Source organism: Paeniglutamicibacter selenitireducens, assembly GCF_051550675.1.
Classification (GTDB): Bacteria; Actinomycetota; Actinomycetes; order Actinomycetales; family Micrococcaceae; genus Paeniglutamicibacter.
Window position 1 is genome coordinate 431,883 of the sequence record NZ_JBPULF010000003.1, and the last position, 19,586, is coordinate 451,468.

Here is a 19,586-nt window from a genome sequence, read left to right on the forward strand (position 1 = left end):
GCTGAGCGGACAGAATTTTCGAGCTCTTTTAAGCTTGCATTGCAGAAGCAAATCCCGGATGGTACCCAGCGCGAAGTTATGGATGCTTGATGGTAAAAAGTTCGGCCGGGGTGGTGTTTAGCTCAATGCAGATCGCTGTCAACGTGGTGAACCGGACTGCCTTGGCCTTGTTTGTTTTCAGGATTGAAAGATTTGCCATGGTGATTCCTGTCCGCCTGGACAGCTCTGTCAACGTCATTCCTCGGCTGATCAGTACCTCGCCGAGGTGGCATTCAATAAGGTGTTCTTCGGCGGGGACAAGTGACTCGGTGCCGTTTTGGGAGTTAGACAACTCCGTCAACCTCGCTTTCCAAGCGCGCCCCGGATCGGAATGCGATTGCAAGGGCTGCCGCAATGACACCGAGCAGCATCATCAGGATTGGCCACTGCGGCAGGTCGACACCAATGGCCATGTAATCGGCTCCCAAGGGGAATTGTCCGGCTACGTCGGAGTCGCCGGCGAGGGTGTAAATGCTCCGGCCGGCCATGGCATCGAGCGCACCCTGGATGGTGCCGCCCACTATGAGGACGGCACTTAGCCATTTCCAGTTGTGCAGGACACTGGCGTTGAAAGGCTGCCCGGCAGCGATTCTCTGGATGATCCCCGTAATAAGGAATGCAGCGAGCAAAACCGTTGCCATGTGTGCGGCCAAGGGTGAAGCGCACAGGAGCCGGAGCCACAAGGGGGCATCGACCAAGTAACCGGCCCCTCCGTCGCGGACCTCCGCCTGCAGCAATTGCGGGAGGGTGGAAAGTGGCAGCCGGGGATCGATGTCGCCGAAGGTGAACAGGAACCGTCCGGTAATGATGGTGATCATTTGGCCGAGATTGCTTATGAGTGCTCCGCCGGCGACGAGCCACAAGGCCACCACAGCGAATTTGGTGGCCCTGATGTTGCTCTTTGGACGTTCAACCACGTTCTGCATGAAGCTCCCCTTATTGATTTTCGATATTATCGATAAACAATAAACTTGATTGAGGTTTTCTGCAACTAGCCTGCGTCGGCGATCGTAGGGACAAGTGCGCCGACGTTCCTTTATGCAAAGAGGCTGTTCCTTAATCGTTTTCGGTTTGCGCACCAGCGCCGTGTTCCTTGTAGGGGCCAGTAGGGGACTGCGTGGACGTGGGCCAACCGTCCCGTATGCCGGTCCTTCCGCCGGACATGCCTGCCTCTGACATGCATCGTTGCGAACGTGGGCCGTCGACAGTCCCGTATGGGGTGTTCGGTGAACTGCCCGGTGCGCGGTCCCTATATGCAACGCATGTCCAGGAATCTTGGAAGGCTACGCGCGCGTGTCCATGGAAGGGCAGGATCTCACCGGCCAGCGCGATGCCCTGGCGGCCTTCGGGAACGATATGTTGCGCCCCTATGAGCGAACTGGCAAAGCGCTGCTGGACGCCATGGAATGCGGTACGGACCCGTGCGCCGCGATAGCAGCATCGTTCGGGCCGCCAACCTGACTGGCCGAATGCCCGCACGCGTCCCGAATTGAGACACGGCCGCGAAACTCAAGTATGCGAACTTAGGTAAAGCTAAGCTTAGTTTATTGAGTGCGAGCGGGAGGCAGGCCAACTGCCAGCCCTCCGAACGGGCGCGAAGCCGTGTCTGGCAGGGCTGCGCTGCCGAATATCGGTCCGACACCTTTGGATGCGCCCGTGAGGCGGCACCCGGCTCGCCTGGAAACCACCACTCTCGAAGACAGGACCTATCAGCATGGCAAAGACCAATATGGCGGCAATGCGCGTGGCGGCGCGTACCGAGGGGCTCGTGCGCGCCGAGGTGCTTCGCAGCACCCGGCTGAGCCATAGCTTCCAGCGGGTCACCCTGGGCGGCGGCAACTTGGGGGACTTTGTGCCGCTGGGCTACGACCAGTGGTTCCGGCTCTTCCTGCCGTCTCCGGCGGGAAGCCTGGAAAGGGTGCCTGCCAAGCTCGATACCCTTGCATATCTGAAGTACCTTGCCCTGCCCAAGGGTGTTCGCCCGATGCTGCGCAACTATACCGTCGCGGCATTCCGCCCCTCGGGGCCATCGGGGCCCGAATTGGACATCGATTTCGTGATCCATGCTTCGCCGGATGGCGCCCTGGGGCCGGCGGCGGGTTGGGCGTTCGATGCAGTGCCGGGCGACCGGGTCGCATTTATTGACGAGGGGCTGGGTTTCAATCCGCCCGATGGCATCGAGTGTGTGGTGATCGTCGCCGATGAAACCGGGCTGCCCGCTGCGGCCGGTGTGCTGGCTTCTCTGCCGCGCGCCGTGACGGGGACAGCGTATCTGGAGGTTCTGGACGAGTGTGATATACGCGAGATCGATGCACCTGAGGGTGTCGAAGTTCGCTGGCTCGTGCGCGAGGGGCCGGGGGTGCCCGGGCGGCTGGCGCTAGAGGCGCTCAAGGGAGAGCCGAGTTTTTCCGGGGAGTTCTATGCCTGGGCCGTAGGCGAGGCTGGGATGGCCACAGGCGCGCGCCGCCACTGGGTGGCGTCCGGGGTTCCCAAGTGCAACATCACCTTCTGTGGCTATTGGAAGTACAGCGCGGGGCACTAGTCGATGGTTTTGGCGCTCGGGTGGGGGATGTGTGGGTGGCCGCCGTGCTCGCTCGCCTTCTCCTGTTGGCAGTGCAGGGATGGTGGAATCGTGGGAGGAGGCATCAATAGTTGTAGCTTCAACTATTCTGTGCGATACTTGAGGCAAGAAAAGTTCCGCCCTCCACAGATTGGATCGACACCATGGGTACCACCCAGGACCAACTCTCCGCAGACCTCGCCATGGGCACCGTGATGCTCAAGGTCGGCGACATGAAGAACATGACCGGCTACTACCAGAAGGCACTCGGTCTTGAGGTCGTCTCCGAGTCCGCGCAGGGCGTGGGGCTGGGTCGCCAGGGCCTGGAACTCGTGCACCTCTCGGACGGAAAGGGACTGACCCTGCCCGGCCGCGGCGAGGCGGGGCTCTTCCACACCGCGCTGCTCTTCGACACCCAGGCCGACCTCGCCGCAACGGTGCTTTCCGCGGCGCAGTTCGACGGCTCGCTGTTCACCGGCAGCTCCGACCACCTGGTTTCGGAAGCCTTCTACTTCAATGACCCCGAGGGCAACGGCATCGAGCTCTACTTCGACCGCCCGCGCGACACCTGGTCGTGGAACGGCGATACCATCGCCATGGATACCATCTACCTGGATCCCAACGACTACCTGAACAAGCACCTGAACGAGCAGGCGGTCAGCGAGTTGCGTGCGACCCACGCCGAGGTCGGGCACGTGCACCTGCAGGTCGGCGACGTGCCGACCGCGGAGAAGTTCTACGTCGACACCCTGGGCTTTGCCAAGACCACCAGCTTCCACGGCCAGGCCCTCTTCGTCTCCGCCGGCGGCTACCACCACCACATGGCCATGAACGTGTGGAACTCCCGCGGTGCCGGCCCCCGCAAGGACACCCTGGGCCTGGGCGAGGTGCTGATCACCGTGCCGAACGCCGACGAGGTGGGCGCCCTCGCCGACCGCCTGAAGGTCGCCGGGATCGCCAGCCACCACACGGGTGCCGAGCTGCGCTTCGAGGACCCGTGGCGCAACCGGCTGCGCGTCACCGTGGGCTAGACACGGTGCTTCCCGCCCCGGTGCCGCCCATCGGGCGGCGGCGCCGGGGCGGGCCCGGAAGGGGAAATCTGCGGCGCACCTGCGGGTACCTGGTCCCCGGCCGGTTCCAGCGGCCCCTGGTCCAGCCGGAAGGGCGGGTATTCGTCGCGCAGCAGGAGGACGTAGGCCAGGACCCGGTAGACCCAGCGGTTGATCCCCATGGCCAGGTCGAAGAGCGGGCGCGGGTACCGGCCGGTGAACAGCAGCGCAAGCGCCGCGATGAACACCAGGAGCCCCAGTAGCGAGGCCCCGGCACCGCCGGCGAGGATGGACACGATCAGCAGGTGGGGCAGGGCCAGCAACCACCACTTGACCAGGACCAGGCCGCGGGAAAGTCGCTGGGGGTAATCGATCTCGAAGTCGGCTGCCTGCCTGGTGGCAGGGCTCCCTGTGTCGCCGCGGGTGGAGGCCAGGGTGAAGGGCGGGTACGCGTCGGTGCCCAGGGCCGAGTACGCGTAGAAGGACACCCGCCAGCCCCAGCGCAAGACGCCTACCGCGAAGTTGAAGAGCGGGCGCGGGTAGCGTCCCGTGAACAGCACGGCGAATCCGGACGCGACAGTGGTCAGGAGCAGCGCGAACCACAGGAAACACAGGATAAGCACGTGGGGCACCACCAGCAGCCACTTGAGCAGCCACAACCAGCGGGAGAGCCGGGGATCCAGCCGGCCGGCCAGCCGTGCGGGGTAGACCGCCCCGGGGTGTGCGGAAACGCCCGCCGACGGTGTCCGTTCACCCAGGGCCACCGCGCCAAGGACCACCAGTCCGGTGCCGATGGCCAGCGCCGCCATCCCCGCGACGCACAAGACCGCGGTGGCTGCGCCGAACGCGCCGGACTTTATCTCGACCCGCAACCGGGCCGAGATCCCGGCGCCGGCATCGGGATTCATGACCACCGCCACCCAGTCGCCACTGCGCAGCTCGATGTCCACCTGCTGCGGGCCCGTCCCGGAAGCAGCGGCGATCCAAAAACCCTGCCCCGCAGGAGGGGCGGGAGCCACGGGGCCCGGCACGTCCCGTGTGTTGAATTCGAAGGGCGAGGTCTCCACGCCGGTGACGGCCGTGGTGTGGACGCCGCGAAGGTAGCCCTCGACGTCGTCCGCCGGGCCGATCCCGATGAAGACCGCGCCGCCGGGTTCGGTCGGCTCCGCGGCCAGGCGCAGGCTGCCCGGGTCGAAAGGCAGCGTCTCGGCGCCGAGCCGGACGGCGGGGGACACCAGCGCGTAGGACGCGGCCGACAATTCGCGCGCCGGGGTGGCGGCGTAGCCGTCGGGTCCCCGCTGGAAGAACAGGGCGGCCGTGGCGGCGCCGCCGAGCAGCGCCAGGAAGGCGAGGGCGGCGGCCGCCATGCCCAGGGCCAGGGCGATCACTGCGCCCACCGTGGTGTTGGCATCCGCGCCCCGGGCGGGGGCGGGTGTCGGGGCCCGGGGGTCGGCGGACGGATTCATGCTCATGTCGCCACATGCCTTGCGTTGCTTGCCACTCGTGCCAGGCAACCGGCCGGCGGCAGGTGCCGCGCAGGGCCGATGCATACGTGCCGCGACCGGGCCGGGAATGTCCCCGTCCCCGCGAGTGGTTGGTGTGTGGCATTGTTTCCGGCCTGCCGGGGTGTCGGGTTTCCGGAAGGCGGGTGTAACTCGGGAGGCATGTCCGGGTGGAACACGACGAACCCCGATGCCGCAATCTTCCTCCCGACGGTGGCAGCAGGCAAGGCTTGGCCGGCCCGGCGGCCGTGGCCCCCTGCCCGTCCCGGGTATTCGGCCGAGCCCCCGCCTCAGCCGAAGGCCGGCGAATCCGCAGGTGCCAGCACACGGACGGCGCGCGGCCCGATCCCGAGGGTGGCCGGCAGCGGCCCGGCCATCTCCCCGTCCGCGTAGATGTTCAGCGGTTTGTTGGCGCTGATGCTCAGGCTGGCGCCGCGGGCCGTATCGATGTTTGCCTGGCCCAGGTGGCTGCCGCGGTAGGAACGCAGGAACGTCAGTGCCACGCCGAGCGCCGTGGCGCGCCCGAGCGAAACGACGTCCAGCAGTCCGTCGTCGGCCTTCGCCTGCGGGCAGATCCGCAGCCCGCCACCGTACTGGCCGACGTTCCCCACGGCGACGAACCAGCCCGGGAAGCTGGAGGAGCGCCCGTCCACGGTGAGCGTGAAGCGCACGTTGCGCCAGAGGAACAACGCCTTGAGCCCGCCGTAGAGGTAGGTGAAAGGGCCCAGGTTCATCCGGGCGCCGTTGCCGTACTCGTTGGCCAGCCCGTCGAAGCCGACGTTCGCCACGCCCAGGTAGGGCCGCCCGTTCACCAGGCCCAGGTCCAGCTCGCGTACGGCCAGCGCGCCCATGCCGCCGATGGACCGGGCCGGGTCGAGGTCCAGGCCGAGCCGCCGAACGGTGTCGTTGCCGCGGCCTCCGGCCAGCGGCAGCAGTACCGCGCCTGATTCCGCGGCACCGGCCGCCGCGGCGCCGAGGAAGCCGTCCCCGCCCAGCACCGCCACCAGCGACCCGGACTCCGCGCCACGGGCCCGCTCGGTGGCCTCGGCCAGGGACTCGGTGACGGACACCGTGACCTGGTGGCCCGCGGCCTCAAGGGCCTCGATGGCGTGCGGCAGCAGGCGCAGCCCGCGCCCGCGGCCGGCCGTCGGGTTGACGAGCAGCAGGGCGCCGCCCCCGGTGAACGTGCTCATGCCCCGATTCCCCTGCCCTGCGCCATGGCCAGGACGAGTTCGGCCCGCGCACGGGCCCGGGCGGCGTCGGCGGGAACCATGGCCAGCCGGGTGCGCCTATCCAGCAGGTCCTCGATGCCCGTGGCACCCTCGGCGCGCACCGCGAAGAGCAGCTCCGCGCCGGTGATCTCGGTGCCCTCGCACAAGGGTTGGCCCAGCAGCGGGTCCAGCTGCGCCAGGCGGTGCACCTCCCGCGCCTCCGTGCCGTACTTGTGCACCAGCCGGGCCGGGGCGTCGATGTCCTTCAGGACCCTCCGGCGCGCGGCGCCCACCAGTGGCAGTGCCGTGGTGCGGCTGCGTTCGGTTGAACCGAGCCGTGCGGCAGCCGCGTCGACGGCGTCCTGGGCCATCCTGCGGTAGGTGGTGAGCTTGCCGCCCACCACGGTGATCGGCTGCCCGGGGACGTTGGTGACAAGGTGGCGGCGCGAAATGTCGGCGGTCCCCCCGGAGCCGCCGGCGTGCCTGTCGCGCACCAGGGGGCGCAGGCCGGCAAAGGTGCCCACCACGTCCGCGCGCACCAACGGCACGGCCAGGACGGTGTTGATGACCCGCAGCAGGAAGTCGACGTCGTGCTCCGGGACCCCCGGTGCGTGCCCGTCGGCATTCCGGTCCTCCTCGTCGGTCAGCCCGATGTAGACGACGCCGGTGGGTTGCGGCAGCACGAACACGTACCGCCCGAAGTGCCCGGGCACCTGGACGGTGTGTGCCGCATGGGGGTTGCCCAGGCGCGATGCGCGCACCACCAGGTGCGTCCCGCGGCTGGGGCTCAGTTCGAGGCCGTCGTCGAAGCCGGCGGCCCAGACGCCCGTGGCGTTCACGACCGTCCGGGCGGACACCCGCACCGGCTCCCCGGTCCTCGTGTCCGTCGCCGACACGGACGTCGCATCGATCTCCGTGGCGCGCACGTCGCGCATCACGTGGGCGCCGAGCCCGGCGGCGGTGCGCAGCACCCCGAGCACCAGCCGCGCGTCGTCGTACACCTGCCCGTCCCAGTAGAGCAGCCCGCGGCGCAGCGACTTGGCCTCCAGCGCCGGGACCATCGCGGAGACGGCCGGCCCGGAGAGCAGCTGCGGGCGCGGCAGCACGGAGCTGCGCAGCCCGGAGGCCCGGCGCAACAGGTCGTAGAGCACCACCCCGGCCCCGGAAAGCAGTGCCTCGCGGGCGGGGGAGCCCTTGGCGTCGGGGATGACGAAGCCCAGCGGGTGCACCAGGTGCGGGGCTATTTCCTGCATGAGCCAGCGGCGCTCCACCGCCGACTCCCAGGCGACGGGGAAGTCGGCCTTGGCCAGGTAGCGCAGGCCCCCGTGGACCAGCTTGGAGCTGTAGCCGCTGGTGCCCGAGCCGAAGTCGTTGCTTTCCACCAGGGCGACGCTGAAGCCCCGGCTCACCGCATCCAGGGCCACGCCGGCCCCGGTGATGCCGCCGCCCACCACCGCCACGTCGACGGTGTGCCCGGCAACGTGCCCCAGCGCCCGGGCACGGCTGGCGTCGTTGAGCCATGTCGCGTTCGTGCGCCGTGTTCCAGTGGGCCCTGTTCCGGTGGGCCCGGCGCCCGTGGCCGCCGGGTTCACGATGCGCTCCCGGGGGCGAGGTAGCGTTCGAGCATCTTGCGCACCTCGGCGAGGTTCTCCTCGAAGGTTCCCAGCTTCAGCAGGACCTTCGAGGACAGCGCCACGCCCTGCAGGGCCAGCAGCAGCGTGGTGGCTGTCCCGGGTCCGGATTCGATGCTGCCGTCCGCGGTACCGAGTGCGATCAGCGAGTCGATCTGCTCCAGGATCAGCTGCTGGCTGGAGCCGAACCTGTCGGTCACGTAGGGGATCAGGAACTCCGGGTCGCGCTCGCCGATCGAGGCGAGCAGCGGCGAGGTGGCGAAGACCCTGACGCTTTCGACGGCGAAGTGGACAAGCTGCTCGCGCCCGCTGCCCTCGGGGGTGCCGGTGCGCACGGTGTCGGCGTGGAAACGGAACTCGCGGGTCAGCGCCTGCAGCACGGCGTTCTCCACCGAGCCCATGCGGCGGTAGAAGGTCATGCGGGAGACCCCCGCGCGCTCGGCGATGTCATTGGCGGTGGTCCTCCGCACGCCGTGGACGATCACCGCCTCCCGGGTGGCGGTGAGCAGCTTTTCATCGCCGGATGCGATGGTACGTTGTGACGACATGTGTCACACTGTATCTCATGGTGACGCACATTACAGAGGAAATTCCCCGCTCGGTCTGGTACGGCTGGGGAGACCCCGACCGCGCCCGGCCGCTGTCCGCCGGTGCCCTGGACTACCTGCGCAGGACCCTGGCACTGCCCGGCGTCGAGCCCAAGCACCCGCCCGTCGACCTCGCGGACGTCCGCACCGGCGAAAGCCAGCTCGACGAGGCGGCGCTCGCCGGGCTGCGGGAAATCGTCGGGAGCGCACACGTCTGCACCGACGCCTCCGAGCGCATCCTGCACTCCGGCGGCAAGAGCACCCCTGACCTGCTGCGCCTGCGCGCCGGCGACGCGCTGGCCGCCCCCGACGCCGTGGTGTTCCCGGCCGGTGCCGAGGAAGTCCGGGGGATCCTGGCCCTCTGCGTGGAGCGGAACATCGCCGTGGTCACCTTCGGCGGCGGCACCTCGGTGGTCGGCGGCGTCGACCCGGTGCGCGCCGGCTTCGCCGCGGTCATCACCCTTGACATGCGCCGCATGGACAAGCTGCTGCACCTGGACCCCGTCTCCCGCACCGCCACCCTGCAGGCCGGAATGCGCGGCCCGGCGATCGAGGCCGCGCTGCAGGCCCACGGCTTCACGCTCGGCCACTTCCCGCAGAGCCACCAGGAGGCAACGCTCGGCGGGTACGTGGCAACGCGTTCGGCGGGCCAGGCCTCCACCGGATACGGCCGGCCGGAGGACCTCGTCAAGTCCGTCAACGTCGAAACCCCCGCCGGCCCCGTCGAGCTCGGCTCCTCGGCCCCCGGCAGCGCCGCGGGCCCCAAGCTGCTGGATGTCGTGGTGGGAAGCGAGGGCACCCTCGGGGTGATCACCTCCGCCACGCTGAAGGTCTCCCCGGTCCCCAAGCACAAGACCTACGGCGCCTGGTCGTTCCCCTCCTTCGAGGCCGGCGCCCGCGCCATGCGCCTGCTGGAACAGGACGGCGTGCGCGGGGACATGCCCCACGTGTGCCGGCTCAGCGACACCGACGAGACGGCCGCCACCTTCAAGCTCGGCGGCTGGAAAACCGGGGCGCTCGCGCGCTACCTGAACCTGCGCGGACAGCGCACCCCGGCACTCTCGCTCTTCGTCTGGGAGGGCGACGCCGGCGAGACAAAGGCCCGCAAGCGGCGCAGCGCGCGCATCCTGCGCCGCGCCGGCGGCGTGCCGCTGGGCCCGATGCCCGCCACCGCCTGGGAACACGGCCGCTTCAGCGCCCCCTACCTGCGCGACGAGCTGCTCACCCGCGGCGTCTACGTCGAAACCCTTGAAACCGCCGCCACCTGGAGCGAGCTGGAAAAGACCCACGCCTCCGTGCGCACGGCGATCCTCGACGCCCTCGAGGAGAACGGCAGCCCGGGCTACGTCCAGGCGCACATCTCGCACGTGTACCCGGACGGCGCCTCGCTCTACTACACCTTCCTCGGTGCACTGGAGGCCGACGGCCTGGCGCAGAACGCGCGCATCAAAGAGGCGGCCTGCCTGGCCATCGTCGCCGCCGGCGCCACCATCACCCACCACCACGCCGTCGGCAGCGAACACGCACCGTACCTCGGCGCCGAGATCGGCGAGATCGGCATCAAGGTGCTGCGCGGCATCAAGGACACCCTGGACCCGAGCGGCATCATGAACCCGGGCAAGCTCATTCCCGCAGCCACGCCCATTCCCGCAGCCACGCCCATTCCCGCAACAATGGAGGACCACGCATGAGCACCACCATCGAATCCCTGGCCGGCTCCACCGTCCTGATCACCGGAGCCGCCATGGGCATGGGCCGGATGTATGCCCGCCTCGCGGTCCAGGACCGCGCGAGCAACGTCGTCCTCTGGGACGTGAACGCCGAGCTGCTGGAGGAGGCCGCCCGCGAGCTGGAAGGCCGGGGGTCGGAGATCCACACCCGGGTGGTGGACGTCAGCCGCCTGGAGGAGATCGAAGCCGCCGCCGAAGCGACCCGGGCCGCCGCCGGCACCCCCGACATCCTCATCAACAACGCGGGAATCGTGCGCGGGAAGTACTTCTGGGAGCACGACCAGCGCGCGGACATCGCCGCGACGATGAACATCAATGCGCTGGCCCTGATGCACATCACCCGCGAGTTCCTTCCCGCGATGATCGAGGGCGGGCGCACCAGCCGGATCGTCAACGTGGCCTCGGCCGCCGGGCTGCTGGCCAACCCGCGCATGAGCATCTACTCCTCCTCCAAGTGGGCGGTCATCGGCTGGAGCGACTCGCTGCGCCTCGAGCTCCTGCAGGCCGGTCACAAGCACATCGCGGTCACAACCTTCTGCCCGTCCTACATCAAGACCGGCATGTTCGAGGGCGCCCGCGGGCCGCTGCTGACCCCGCTGCTGGAACCCGAGGCAGTGACAAAGCGCGTCTGGCGGGCCATGAAGGAGGGCACGCCGATGCTCATGATGCCGTGGACGGTGAAGCTGAGCACCGCGATGCGCGGCGTGCTGCCGCTGGCGGCCTGGGACGTGGTCGCCGGGCGCGTATTCGGCGTCTACAAGTCGATGGAACACTTCACCGGGCGCAAGTAGGGCCGGTCGACGTCCTGGCGGCGCGACACCCGGCCTCTCGACCCTGAACTCAGCGGGTTGGCGGGGTCCCTGCTGTTAGGGTGGAATTTCATCGCACGCATACATTCAGTGGGGAAACTATGTCTCGACGCATTTTTGCGCCAATCCTGGCGCTCACCATGTCCGCAGGCCTTGTCGTTGCCGGCACCGTTCCGGCGAACGCCGCACCGGTTGCTCCGGCTGCCGCGGTGCAGGCCGCGACGCCTGCACCGTCCAAGGTCACGATCAACAAGATCAAGACCGCAAAGGTCAACAAGAAGACCAAGAAGGCCACGGTCAAGCCTTCCGTGAAGTCCACGGGCCAGGCCAAGGTCACCTCCAAGAAGATCACCGTCAAGCAGGGCAAGAAGACCGTCGCGAAGAACGTGTCTTCCGCCAAGCTCAAGGCCGGCAAGTACACGGTCACCACGACCGCGAAGTACAAGACCTGGACCAACAAGAAGCTCGTTGCCAAGGGCGGTAGCAACGTTGCGGTCACCTGCAAGTACAAGGACTCGGTGCAAGGCCAAGGGGTTCTCGGCATCTTCACCGGCAACCCCGCCGATAGCGATCTGGTCGATGTACTTCTTGTGACGACCACCTGCACCGGAGGGTTCGACGGCTCATTCGAGGTCGAGGGAATCGTTACTCCGGCAACGCCCGGAAACATCGCTCTGGATGCTGATGGCTACTACGACTGGGATCCGCAGGTTGTTCAGAACGGAAACCCCCTCGCCTTCGTTCCGGAGAACGCCGGCGAAACGGCCAAGCTGACCGTGGTCGCGCCGAAGGACCTATTCAAGACCACCACCAAGGTCTGGTCGAAGGAAAAGACCAAGACCCTGAAGCAGTCCCTGACTGTCAAGAAGTAACAGCGGTACGATCGCGAAGGCGCCGGACGGGGAAACCCGACCGGCGCCTTTCGTCGTCTCAGGAATCGTCGGATTGCTGCTGGGTATCAAGCTGTGGCGTGAGGCAGTCCCGCCGGTGGAATCTGGAGAATCTCGCTCCGCTGTCAGGACCCAGTTTGCCGCTATCGCCGTGCAGTCAATTCAGACAAGCACATCGCCCGCGCCGGAAGCATCCACGCTTCGCCATTGCAAAAGGCTAAGCTGACCTGAAAGTACGTGGCTGGCAATTGCAAGCTGCCCGCCACATTGAGAGGACACAAGCATGAACTATCCGAACAAGAAGGCCGCCGAAACCCCGCCACGCCGAAAGTGGCCACTTGTCGTGGCACTCGGTGCGTTGGCTGCGGTCCTCGGCACGGCCGGCTGGGCCGGCTACCGGATGCTCGACCCCGTGCAGGAGTCGGTTCTCGGCAACGCGATGTGTCTCGATACCGGGAACCTGGAAGACCCGCCCGGACTCATGACCACGCCCTACATCGGAGTGAAACCGGGGCGGTGGCTGGAGGTACGGTCGCTGGACATGCTGGACGCCGTGAACTACAGGCTTGCCGGATCCGGAGTCCAGAACCACGGCGCGGGTATCGGCATGCATAGGTATCCGCTGGCCAACGACGGGACACTTGAGGCAAGAGCCTGGTTCACTCGAGCCGAACTGCCCGCAAGGCTCGGAGATGGCCAAAACGAGTCGCTTATCATGGCGGTCGAACCCATGGATACCCATCAAGACTCCTCGCTGCGCGCACTGCGGGTCGGGTACCGAAACGAATGGGGGATTCCCTACAGTCTGGACTTCGGGCCGAGGATGGCAGCCCGAACGGAATGCTCCGTTGATCTTGAAAGTGACTAGATGGTTGATTTCAAGGGGCGACAGCGCAGGCAGGGGCCCGCAAGGTTCGAATCGCCGCCCGCATCTACCTTGGACAGTTCCGGGGGCTGCGGCGTCCCCTGCAAGGAAGCCTGTCCGGGCTGCAGTCGGGTTTCGCCCTGACCATTGAAACGACGGGCGAGTGCACCGTCCGGCCCGGGTTCCAGCGCTTCATCCCCGCATCATCGGGGCGGGGTAGGTAAACCTCGCGGAAGGGAACCACTGCGGGACGCCCCCCGATGCCGACCTCGCCGAGGCCGGCATCACCCTGGTGCGGCCCATCAGGCCACCGGCCAGCAACCGCCGACCCCTCGGGGCCAACCCTCTAGTCCTTCACGACGTGCGGAATGAAGTTCGCGAAGTTGTCGGTGATCGGGCCGGTGCTTTCCCGCACGGCCAACCCGGAGGGTTCGCCGTCGATCATCCAGATGCCCAGCACCGTGCTGATCTCCGTGCCCTCGTCGGCGCGGTGGAAGGTGGGCGGCAGGGCAAGGGCCTGGACAATGAAGCCCTCCTCGCCGTACCCCTGCACCTCCCCGCGGGTCAGCTCGCCGTTGGGCATGGTGATCGTGATGTCGGCGCCCTCGCGACTGAGCAGCGGCTTGTGGACGTAGCCTTGGGGCAGGGCCAGGTACGGCGCCTGGCCATCGAACCACGCCGGGATCAGGTACCGGGCCCGTTCGGGGTCGTGCCCGAAGAGCTTCCAGAGCACCGGCAGGATGGCCTTGTTGCTCCACAGCATCTTGTAGGGCGGTTCGATCCAGATGGTGCCGCCCGCGTAGGCTGCCCCGTTGAAGCCGCAGTGCCCCAAGTCATCGAAGAGCGCTGGCGCCTGCGGTTCGTGCACCATGTGTTCCCACGGGTAGAGCTTGAAGATCACCTCGATGCGTTCGCCCTGAGGGCCGGCGCAATACCGGTTCTGCTCATCGAGCCACAGGTTCTCGATGTAGATGGTCTCGGTCCGGTAGCCAGCCGCGGTGCAGGTGTCGCGCAGCACGAGGGTGTTCATCTCGTCTTCGTGGCTGGGATCCTGGTTGCTGCAGGCAAAGTAGACGACTGGTTCGTGGCCGATCTTGGCGGCCAGCAGGGTGATGTTGCGTTTCCATGCGGCCACCAGGTCCTCGTACATGTTGGTGAACTGCGTCTGCCCCAGATGGGAGTTGTCCTCGAACCACTGCCACTGGGCCAGGGATTCGACAAGTGAGGTGGGGGTGTCGGCATTGAACTCATAGAGCACGGGCGTTCGCATCGCCGGGTCGGGGTGGGTGGTTCCGCCGAATCGGAAGTCGAAGCGGCCGTAGACGCTCCCGCAGGCCGGCTCCTCGTTCCAGCTCTCGATGACCGGGCGAATCATGCCCGCGGGGATCCCGAAGCGGGAGAGATCCACGGCGCCCTCGGGAGAAAGCAGCCAGTCGCCGGCCTCCTCCATCATGGAGAAGACCTCCTTGGCGGCGCGTTCGAGGGTCTCGATGTCGGCCATCGACATCTCGTAGTAGGCGTCGTCACGCCAGTAGCGGTACAGTTCCGGGTTCGGGCCGTTCTCGTCTTCGTGGGTGTACACCAACCCCGTGGCGTGGACCTTGTCCAGGTAGTTTTCGCGGGCCGTGGTCATCATGCGTTTCATGGGTTAGCCGCCTGTTCCGGTGCCGCCGCCGAAGCCGCCTGGCTTGCCGGGGTGGGATCCTGATTTGCCGGTGGAGGTCTTGCCGAATCCGGCGCTCTGGCCGTTCTTCACGGTGCCGGTGGCACTGAGCCCGGCAGCGGTGCGGCCGGCCGTGTCGTTGGTCTGCACGCGGTGGCTGGACAGGGCCGGGTCGAGCTGCGCGCCGGGGCGCTGTCCGGCGGTGTACCTGCCGACCATGTACCACAGCAGGGCAGACGAGCCCCCTGCGTGGGTGGAGTGGCCGGTGGCGCTTTCCTCACCGCATTGATCCTCGTCGACGACCACGTTGTCTTGGTTGACGCAGTAAACGGTGTCCTCGGGTGCGGAAGACTCAAACCCCGAGCTGCCGCAACCGCTGAGCACCAAGGCAGCAGCGGTGGCGACAGCCGGGAGGATGAATCTGGTGGTCGATGTCATGGGGTTCTTTCGTTGGTTGGGCGGTGCCGAGGTAGCTTGCTGCGCCCGGTCTCAACCAAAACACCGTACGGCACGTTCTTCCGGTACGGAAATGAGGCACGCGGGCACATGCGGGATTCGGTGGGTTCCTCGCCCATGGGTTTGCTTTCGGCGCACCACCGGTTCATCTTGCCCAGGAACTCCTTCAACCCCGTTCGGCCCGGGTGGACGCCGCCTTTCGCGACGGTGAGCCAGGCATCGGATCTCCGCTGGGTGGGAGATTCGCGGATTCCGAAGACGAAGCTCGGCGGCATCTGGTTGCCCGCCAATTCTTTCTGCGATGCGGCTCCGGGCAGCGGGAAAGGCGCCCAGATGGATGTTGCCGGAGAAACACGGTGTGCGGGTTCCGAAGCGTGGGTGTCCGGGGATAGCGTGTCCTTGGACATGACCGACGACGAACCGTGAGGATCCTGGAATGACAACGCTCGAGAATCGCAAGAACACGGCCCTGCTGGTGATCGACGTGCAGGTCGATGTCGTGGGGGAGGCCTACCAAAGAGATGAGACGGTGGGCCGGATCGGCACGCTGGTCGAGGCCGCCCGCGCAGCCGGAACCCCAGTGGTCTGGGTCCAGCACTCCGATGCGGAACTCCAACGGGAAACCCCCGGCTGGCAAATCGTGCCCGAACTCCAACCGCGCGACTCCGAGGCAGTGGTCCACAAGAGCTACGGCGATTCGTTCGAGGCCACCGACCTCGAGGCCGTGCTGGGCGTCGAGGGTGTTGGGCACCTCGTCGTCGCCGGCGCCGAGAGTGACGCCTGCATCAGGTCCACGATCCACGGCGCCTTCACGAGGGGCTACGACGTCACGCTCGTCGGCGATGCCCATACCGCGGGGGACCGCAGCGCCTGGGGTGCGCCACCGCCGGAGTCGGTCATCGGGCACATGAACCTCTACTGGCAGTTCCAGGATGCCCCGGACCGCACGGCCGCCGTCGTCAACACCAACGACGTGGTGTTTGGCCGGTAGCGGCGGAGCGTCCCTCCGCCGCCACCGGCTGATCCGCTACGGGCGGTGCGCCGCCCACACGGTCCGGCTGCCGCGCAGCGACAGATCGGTACGGTGCTCCAGGCCTGCCGGATTCCCCGGATCCAGCAGGGCATCCATCGTTGCGAGGTCTGCGGGGGAGAGTTTGTCCTCCAGCCCGGTGCGAGTCCGCCCGAGCCACAGGCGCGAGTAGGCGGCCATGGCTTCCGGCTCCGGGGACACGTCGTAGGCGAAGGTACGTTGTTCCACCTTGAACCCCGCGGCTTCCAGCTGCGGCTGCCAGTCGGGGTGGGCGTTCCAGCCCTGTTCGTCGATCAGGCGGTGGCAGCGGTCCTCGAGACCGGGTTCGCCGATGCCAATAACTTCCGGAAGGAACCGAGGGAACGAATCCATCTCCACGACGGCGAACAGGCCGCCGGGATTCAGGGCGGCGAAGACCTCGCCGAAGACCTTGTCGGGATCGGCCACGTGGTGGATCGAGGACGCGGCCCACACCAGGTCCGCAGTGCCGACCTCCGGCCACCGGGCATCCAGGTCGGCATGGACGTTGACCACCCGCTCACCCAGACCGCGGGCCTCGGCCTTCGCCGCAAGGCGCCCGAGCATCTGTTCGGAGTTGTCCACGGCGAACACCGACGCCGCCTCGAAGAGTCCGGCGAGCGCCAGCGTCCCGTTTCCGGTGCCCGCGCCCAGGTCGATGATAGACGCCGGCGTGCCGGCGCGTTCGGCAACCCACGCGGTGATCTCCGAGAGGTGGGTGGCCTGCAGGGCTGCGTCCATGTCGAGCATCTCGGCCATGCCCTGGTCGTCGGGGTGCTCGTGGGAATGTTCGTGCGAGGTCGCCGTGCCGTGGGCGTGGTGGTGTCCTGGGTGCTGTTTGCCGTGCGGGTGCTGGGAATCCGTCATGGGTCAAGCGTAGGCACACCTGCCGGGAAGTACGCCAACATTTTGCCGGATCGGCAAAGAACCCGCTGGGGCGGCCGGCGTTCGGCCGGCGCGTCCGCGTTCCGCGAGTGAGGCGGGTGCCCTTCCGATGCCGGCCGCCGCGCCGGGACCATCCGGCGGGACGTTCGACCCTTGAATGGCCCGGTCCACGGTGCTAGACAGGAGGGCATACGGTGCCCGCCACGAGGTGTTTCGCTTTCGCCGCGCCCGGGGGCGCAGCAGTTCCGGTGTTGTGCGGGCCTTGGAATCTCGGGCCGGTGTTCGGCGGCCCCGTGAAGGATGTGCGCGAACCATGTCAAGCAAACCGTTGAAGGACGACCCGACGGACGAGTTCCTGAAGGTGGGCCCGCCCAAGACGAGCGCCGTCGGAATCCCCAGCCTGCTGGCGTCGATTCCCTTGGCCGTGGACGAGATGGGCCCACGGCGGGCGTGGAAAACCCTGCTGCACATGAACCACAAGGATGGCTTCGACTGCATGAGTTGCGCCTGGCCGGACCCTCCCCGGCGCAAGGTGGCCGAGTTCTGCGAGAACGGTGCCAAGGCGGTGGGCTGGGAGGCGGATCCGCTGCAGGTTCCGCGTTCGTTCTGGGCGCTGCATCCGGTCAGCGAGCTGCGCACCCGCAGCGAGTACTGGCTGGGCCAGCAGGGCCGGCTTGTCGAACCGGTATACAAGCCGGCGGGTCAGGACCACTACCACCCCGTCTCCTGGGAAGAAGCCTTTGGTGTCATAGCCCGCGAACTGAACGCGTTGGACTCCCCGGACGAAGCGACGTTCTACACCAGCGGGCGCACCAGCAACGAGGCGGCCTTCACCTACCAGCTCTTCGTGCGGTCCTTCGGCACCAACAACCTCCCCGACTGCTCGAACATGTGCCACGAGTCAACCGGCAAGGCGATGACGGAGAGCATCGGCGTGGGCAAGAGTGCCATCCACTACGAGGACTTCGAGAAATCGGACCTGATCATCATCATGGGCCAGAACCCCGGCACCAACCACCCGCGGATGCTCACGGCTCTGGAGGACGCCAAGCGCGCCGGGGCAAGCATCGTGGCGGTGAACCCGCTGCTCGAGGCGGGGCTGCTGAACTTCAGGAACCCGCAGCGCCCCCGCGGGCTCCTCGGGAAGGGCACCGACCTGGCCGACCAGTACCTGCAGATCAGGCTCGCCGGGGACATGGCGCTGATGCAGGCGCTGGCCCAGCGGGTGTTCGCGGCCGAGGAGGCGGCCCCGGGCACGGTGCTGGACCACGGGTTCCTCGCCGGGCACTGCATCGGGCTCGAGGACTACCGGGCGCACCTGGCCAACCTCACCGAGGCGCAGGTGCTTGCCGCCACGGGGCTCTCCGGCGCCGCGATCGACGAACTCGCCCAGCGCTACCTCGCCGCGGAGCGGGTCATCGTCACCTGGGCCATGGGCCTGACCCAGCACAAGAAGGCAGTGCCCACCATCAAGGAGATCATGAACGTGCTGCTGCTGCGCGGGAACATCGGCAAGCCGGGCGCCGGGCCGTGCCCGATCCGCGGGCATTCGAACGTGCAGGGGGACCGGACGATGGGCATCTGGGAGCAGATGCCCGATCCCTTCCTGGACAGGCTCGGCGACGAGTTCGGCTTCGAGCCGCCGCGCGCCCACGGCCTCGATGCCGTGCAGAGCATCCAGGGGATGCGCGAGGGCCGGGTCAAGGTGCTGGTTGCCCTGGGCGGGAACCTGGTCCATGCCATCTCCGACACTGCCGCCGCCGAGGAGGCCGTCGCGCGCACCCGGCTCTCCGTGCAGGTCTCCACCAAGCTGAACAGGTCCCACGCGCACACGGGGGAGCAGGCACTGATCCTGCCCACGCTGGGGCGCAGCGACATCGACATCCAGGCCACCGGCCCGCAATTCGTCACCGTGGAGGACACCGTGTGCGCGGTGCATGCCTCGCAGGGCCGGGTCGTGCCGGTCTCCGAAAAGATGCTCTCCGAGGTGGCGATCGTCGCCCGCATGGCCCGCACCGTGCTGGGCGCCGGGCACGGGATCGGCTGGGAGGCGTTCGAGCGGGACTACGACGAGATCCGCGAACACATCGCCCGGGTGGTGGAGGGGTGTGCCGACTACAACCGGCGGGTGCGCGAACCCGGCGGCTTCGTCCTGGCCCACCCGCCGCGGGACGAGCGCCGCTTCCCGACCCCCAGCGGCAAGGCGGTGATCACGGTCAACGAGCTGGAGACCATCGAACTGCCGGCGGGCCGGCTGATCCTCCAGTCGCTGCGCTCGCACGACCAGTTCAACACCACCACCTACAGCCTCAACGACCGCTACCGCGGGGTGCACCGGGGCCGCAACGTGCTCTTCGTGAATCCCGGGGACCTGCGCGAGCTCGGGTTCGCCGACGGCGACTGGGTGGATGTGCACTCCGAGGCCGAGGACGGGCTGGACCGGGTGCTGCGCCAGCTGCGTGTGGTTTCCTATCCCACGGCGCCCGGCTGCGCGGCCACCTACTTCCCGGAGGCAAACGTGCTTGTACCGCTCGGGGCCACGGCCGAGGGCAGCAACACCCCTGTCTCCAAGTCCGTCATCGTCCGCCTGGAGCGTGCCGGGGCGCCGGATTTCGGCGCCTCGGCGCAGGCGGGCAGGAGCGCGGGCGCCACGGGCTAGCC

The 19,586-nt window shown here is 67.7% G+C and carries 17 protein-coding genes; 8 read left to right on the forward strand and 9 right to left on the reverse strand.

Going from position 1 to position 19,586, the window contains the following annotated elements:
• Positions 1–76: 76 nt before the first annotated feature.
• Positions 77–331 carry a helix-turn-helix domain-containing protein gene (locus ACSYDW_RS08730; protein ID WP_438338330.1) on the reverse strand — a complete coding sequence of 85 codons (255 nt, stop codon included), beginning with the start codon at positions 329–331 and terminating at the stop codon, positions 77–79.
• A complete protein-coding gene (locus ACSYDW_RS08735; protein WP_438338331.1) occupies positions 324–965 on the reverse strand; it encodes a hypothetical protein in 642 nt (213 codons plus the stop codon). Before ACSYDW_RS08735 ends, ACSYDW_RS08730 begins: the two co-directional genes overlap by 8 nt.
• Before the next feature lie 788 nt (positions 966–1,753).
• Between ACSYDW_RS08735 and ACSYDW_RS08740 the strand changes: the two genes are divergently transcribed.
• Both ACSYDW_RS08740 and ACSYDW_RS08745 read left to right on the forward strand, forming a co-directional pair.
• Positions 1,754–2,581 carry a siderophore-interacting protein gene (locus ACSYDW_RS08740; protein ID WP_438338332.1) on the forward strand — a complete coding sequence of 276 codons (828 nt, stop codon included), beginning with the start codon at positions 1,754–1,756 and terminating at the stop codon, positions 2,579–2,581.
• Between the two features lie 182 nt (positions 2,582–2,763).
• Positions 2,764–3,630 carry a VOC family protein gene (locus ACSYDW_RS08745; RefSeq protein ID WP_438338333.1) on the forward strand — a complete coding sequence of 289 codons (867 nt, stop codon included), beginning with the start codon at positions 2,764–2,766 and terminating at the stop codon, positions 3,628–3,630.
• Here the strand turns inward: ACSYDW_RS08745 and ACSYDW_RS08750 are convergent.
• The 4 genes from ACSYDW_RS08750 to ACSYDW_RS08765 form a co-directional block, all read right to left on the reverse strand.
• Positions 3,627–5,120 carry a DUF4389 domain-containing protein gene (locus ACSYDW_RS08750; RefSeq protein ID WP_438338334.1) on the reverse strand — a complete coding sequence of 498 codons (1,494 nt, stop codon included), beginning with the start codon at positions 5,118–5,120 and terminating at the stop codon, positions 3,627–3,629. The two genes, ACSYDW_RS08745 and ACSYDW_RS08750, sit on opposite strands and share 4 nt — an antisense overlap.
• 320 nt (positions 5,121–5,440) lie before the next feature.
• Positions 5,441–6,343 (reverse strand): diacylglycerol/lipid kinase family protein, encoded by a 903-nt coding sequence (locus tag ACSYDW_RS08755; protein ID WP_438338335.1) that lies wholly within the window; start codon positions 6,341–6,343, stop codon positions 5,441–5,443.
• A complete protein-coding gene (locus ACSYDW_RS08760; RefSeq protein ID WP_438338336.1) occupies positions 6,340–7,953 on the reverse strand; it encodes a glycerol-3-phosphate dehydrogenase/oxidase in 1,614 nt (537 codons plus the stop codon). The genes ACSYDW_RS08755 and ACSYDW_RS08760 overlap by 4 nt, the downstream gene beginning before the upstream one ends.
• Positions 7,950–8,540: a TetR/AcrR family transcriptional regulator gene (locus tag ACSYDW_RS08765; protein WP_438338337.1), complete on the reverse strand. Its 591-nt coding sequence runs from the start codon at positions 8,538–8,540 to the stop codon at positions 7,950–7,952. The genes ACSYDW_RS08760 and ACSYDW_RS08765 overlap by 4 nt, the downstream gene beginning before the upstream one ends.
• 17 nt (positions 8,541–8,557) lie before the next feature.
• Between ACSYDW_RS08765 and ACSYDW_RS08770 the strand changes: the two genes are divergently transcribed.
• From ACSYDW_RS08770 to ACSYDW_RS08785, 4 genes are all read left to right on the forward strand, one after another.
• A complete protein-coding gene (locus ACSYDW_RS08770) occupies positions 8,558–10,270 on the forward strand; it encodes an FAD-binding oxidoreductase (protein WP_438338338.1) in 1,713 nt (570 codons plus the stop codon).
• Positions 10,267–11,100 (forward strand): SDR family NAD(P)-dependent oxidoreductase, encoded by an 834-nt coding sequence (locus tag ACSYDW_RS08775; RefSeq protein ID WP_438338339.1) that lies wholly within the window; start codon positions 10,267–10,269, stop codon positions 11,098–11,100. The genes ACSYDW_RS08770 and ACSYDW_RS08775 overlap by 4 nt, the downstream gene beginning before the upstream one ends.
• A gap of 119 nt (positions 11,101–11,219) precedes the next feature.
• Complete coding sequence (locus ACSYDW_RS08780; RefSeq protein WP_438338340.1) at positions 11,220–11,990, forward strand: hypothetical protein; 771 nt, start codon at positions 11,220–11,222, stop codon at positions 11,988–11,990.
• Positions 11,991–12,291: 301 nt separating this feature from the next.
• Entirely contained in the window at positions 12,292–12,876 is a 585-nt protein-coding gene (locus ACSYDW_RS08785; protein ID WP_438338341.1) for a hypothetical protein, read from the forward strand.
• Between the two features lie 343 nt (positions 12,877–13,219).
• Here the strand turns inward: ACSYDW_RS08785 and ACSYDW_RS08790 are convergent, their stop codons facing one another.
• Positions 13,220–14,518 carry a glutathionylspermidine synthase family protein gene (locus tag ACSYDW_RS08790; RefSeq protein ID WP_438338342.1) on the reverse strand — a complete coding sequence of 433 codons (1,299 nt, stop codon included), beginning with the start codon at positions 14,516–14,518 and terminating at the stop codon, positions 13,220–13,222.
• Between the two features lie 3 nt (positions 14,519–14,521).
• Complete coding sequence (locus ACSYDW_RS08795; RefSeq protein WP_438338343.1) at positions 14,522–14,974, reverse strand: hypothetical protein; 453 nt, start codon at positions 14,972–14,974, stop codon at positions 14,522–14,524.
• 454 nt (positions 14,975–15,428) lie between these two features.
• Here ACSYDW_RS08795 and ACSYDW_RS08800 point away from each other — a divergent pair, with 454 nt between their 5' ends.
• Positions 15,429–15,983 carry an isochorismatase family protein gene (locus tag ACSYDW_RS08800; protein ID WP_438338344.1) on the forward strand — a complete coding sequence of 185 codons (555 nt, stop codon included), beginning with the start codon at positions 15,429–15,431 and terminating at the stop codon, positions 15,981–15,983.
• Positions 15,984–16,019: 36 nt separating this feature from the next.
• Here ACSYDW_RS08800 and ACSYDW_RS08805 read toward each other — a convergent pair whose 3' ends face one another.
• Positions 16,020–16,907 carry a class I SAM-dependent methyltransferase gene (locus ACSYDW_RS08805; RefSeq protein WP_438338345.1) on the reverse strand — a complete coding sequence of 296 codons (888 nt, stop codon included), beginning with the start codon at positions 16,905–16,907 and terminating at the stop codon, positions 16,020–16,022.
• A 331-nt stretch (positions 16,908–17,238) separates the two neighbouring features.
• Here ACSYDW_RS08805 and ACSYDW_RS08810 point away from each other — a divergent pair, with 331 nt between their 5' ends.
• Complete coding sequence (locus ACSYDW_RS08810; RefSeq protein WP_438338346.1) at positions 17,239–19,584, forward strand: FdhF/YdeP family oxidoreductase; 2,346 nt, start codon at positions 17,239–17,241, stop codon at positions 19,582–19,584.
• Positions 19,585–19,586 lie beyond the last annotated feature (2 nt).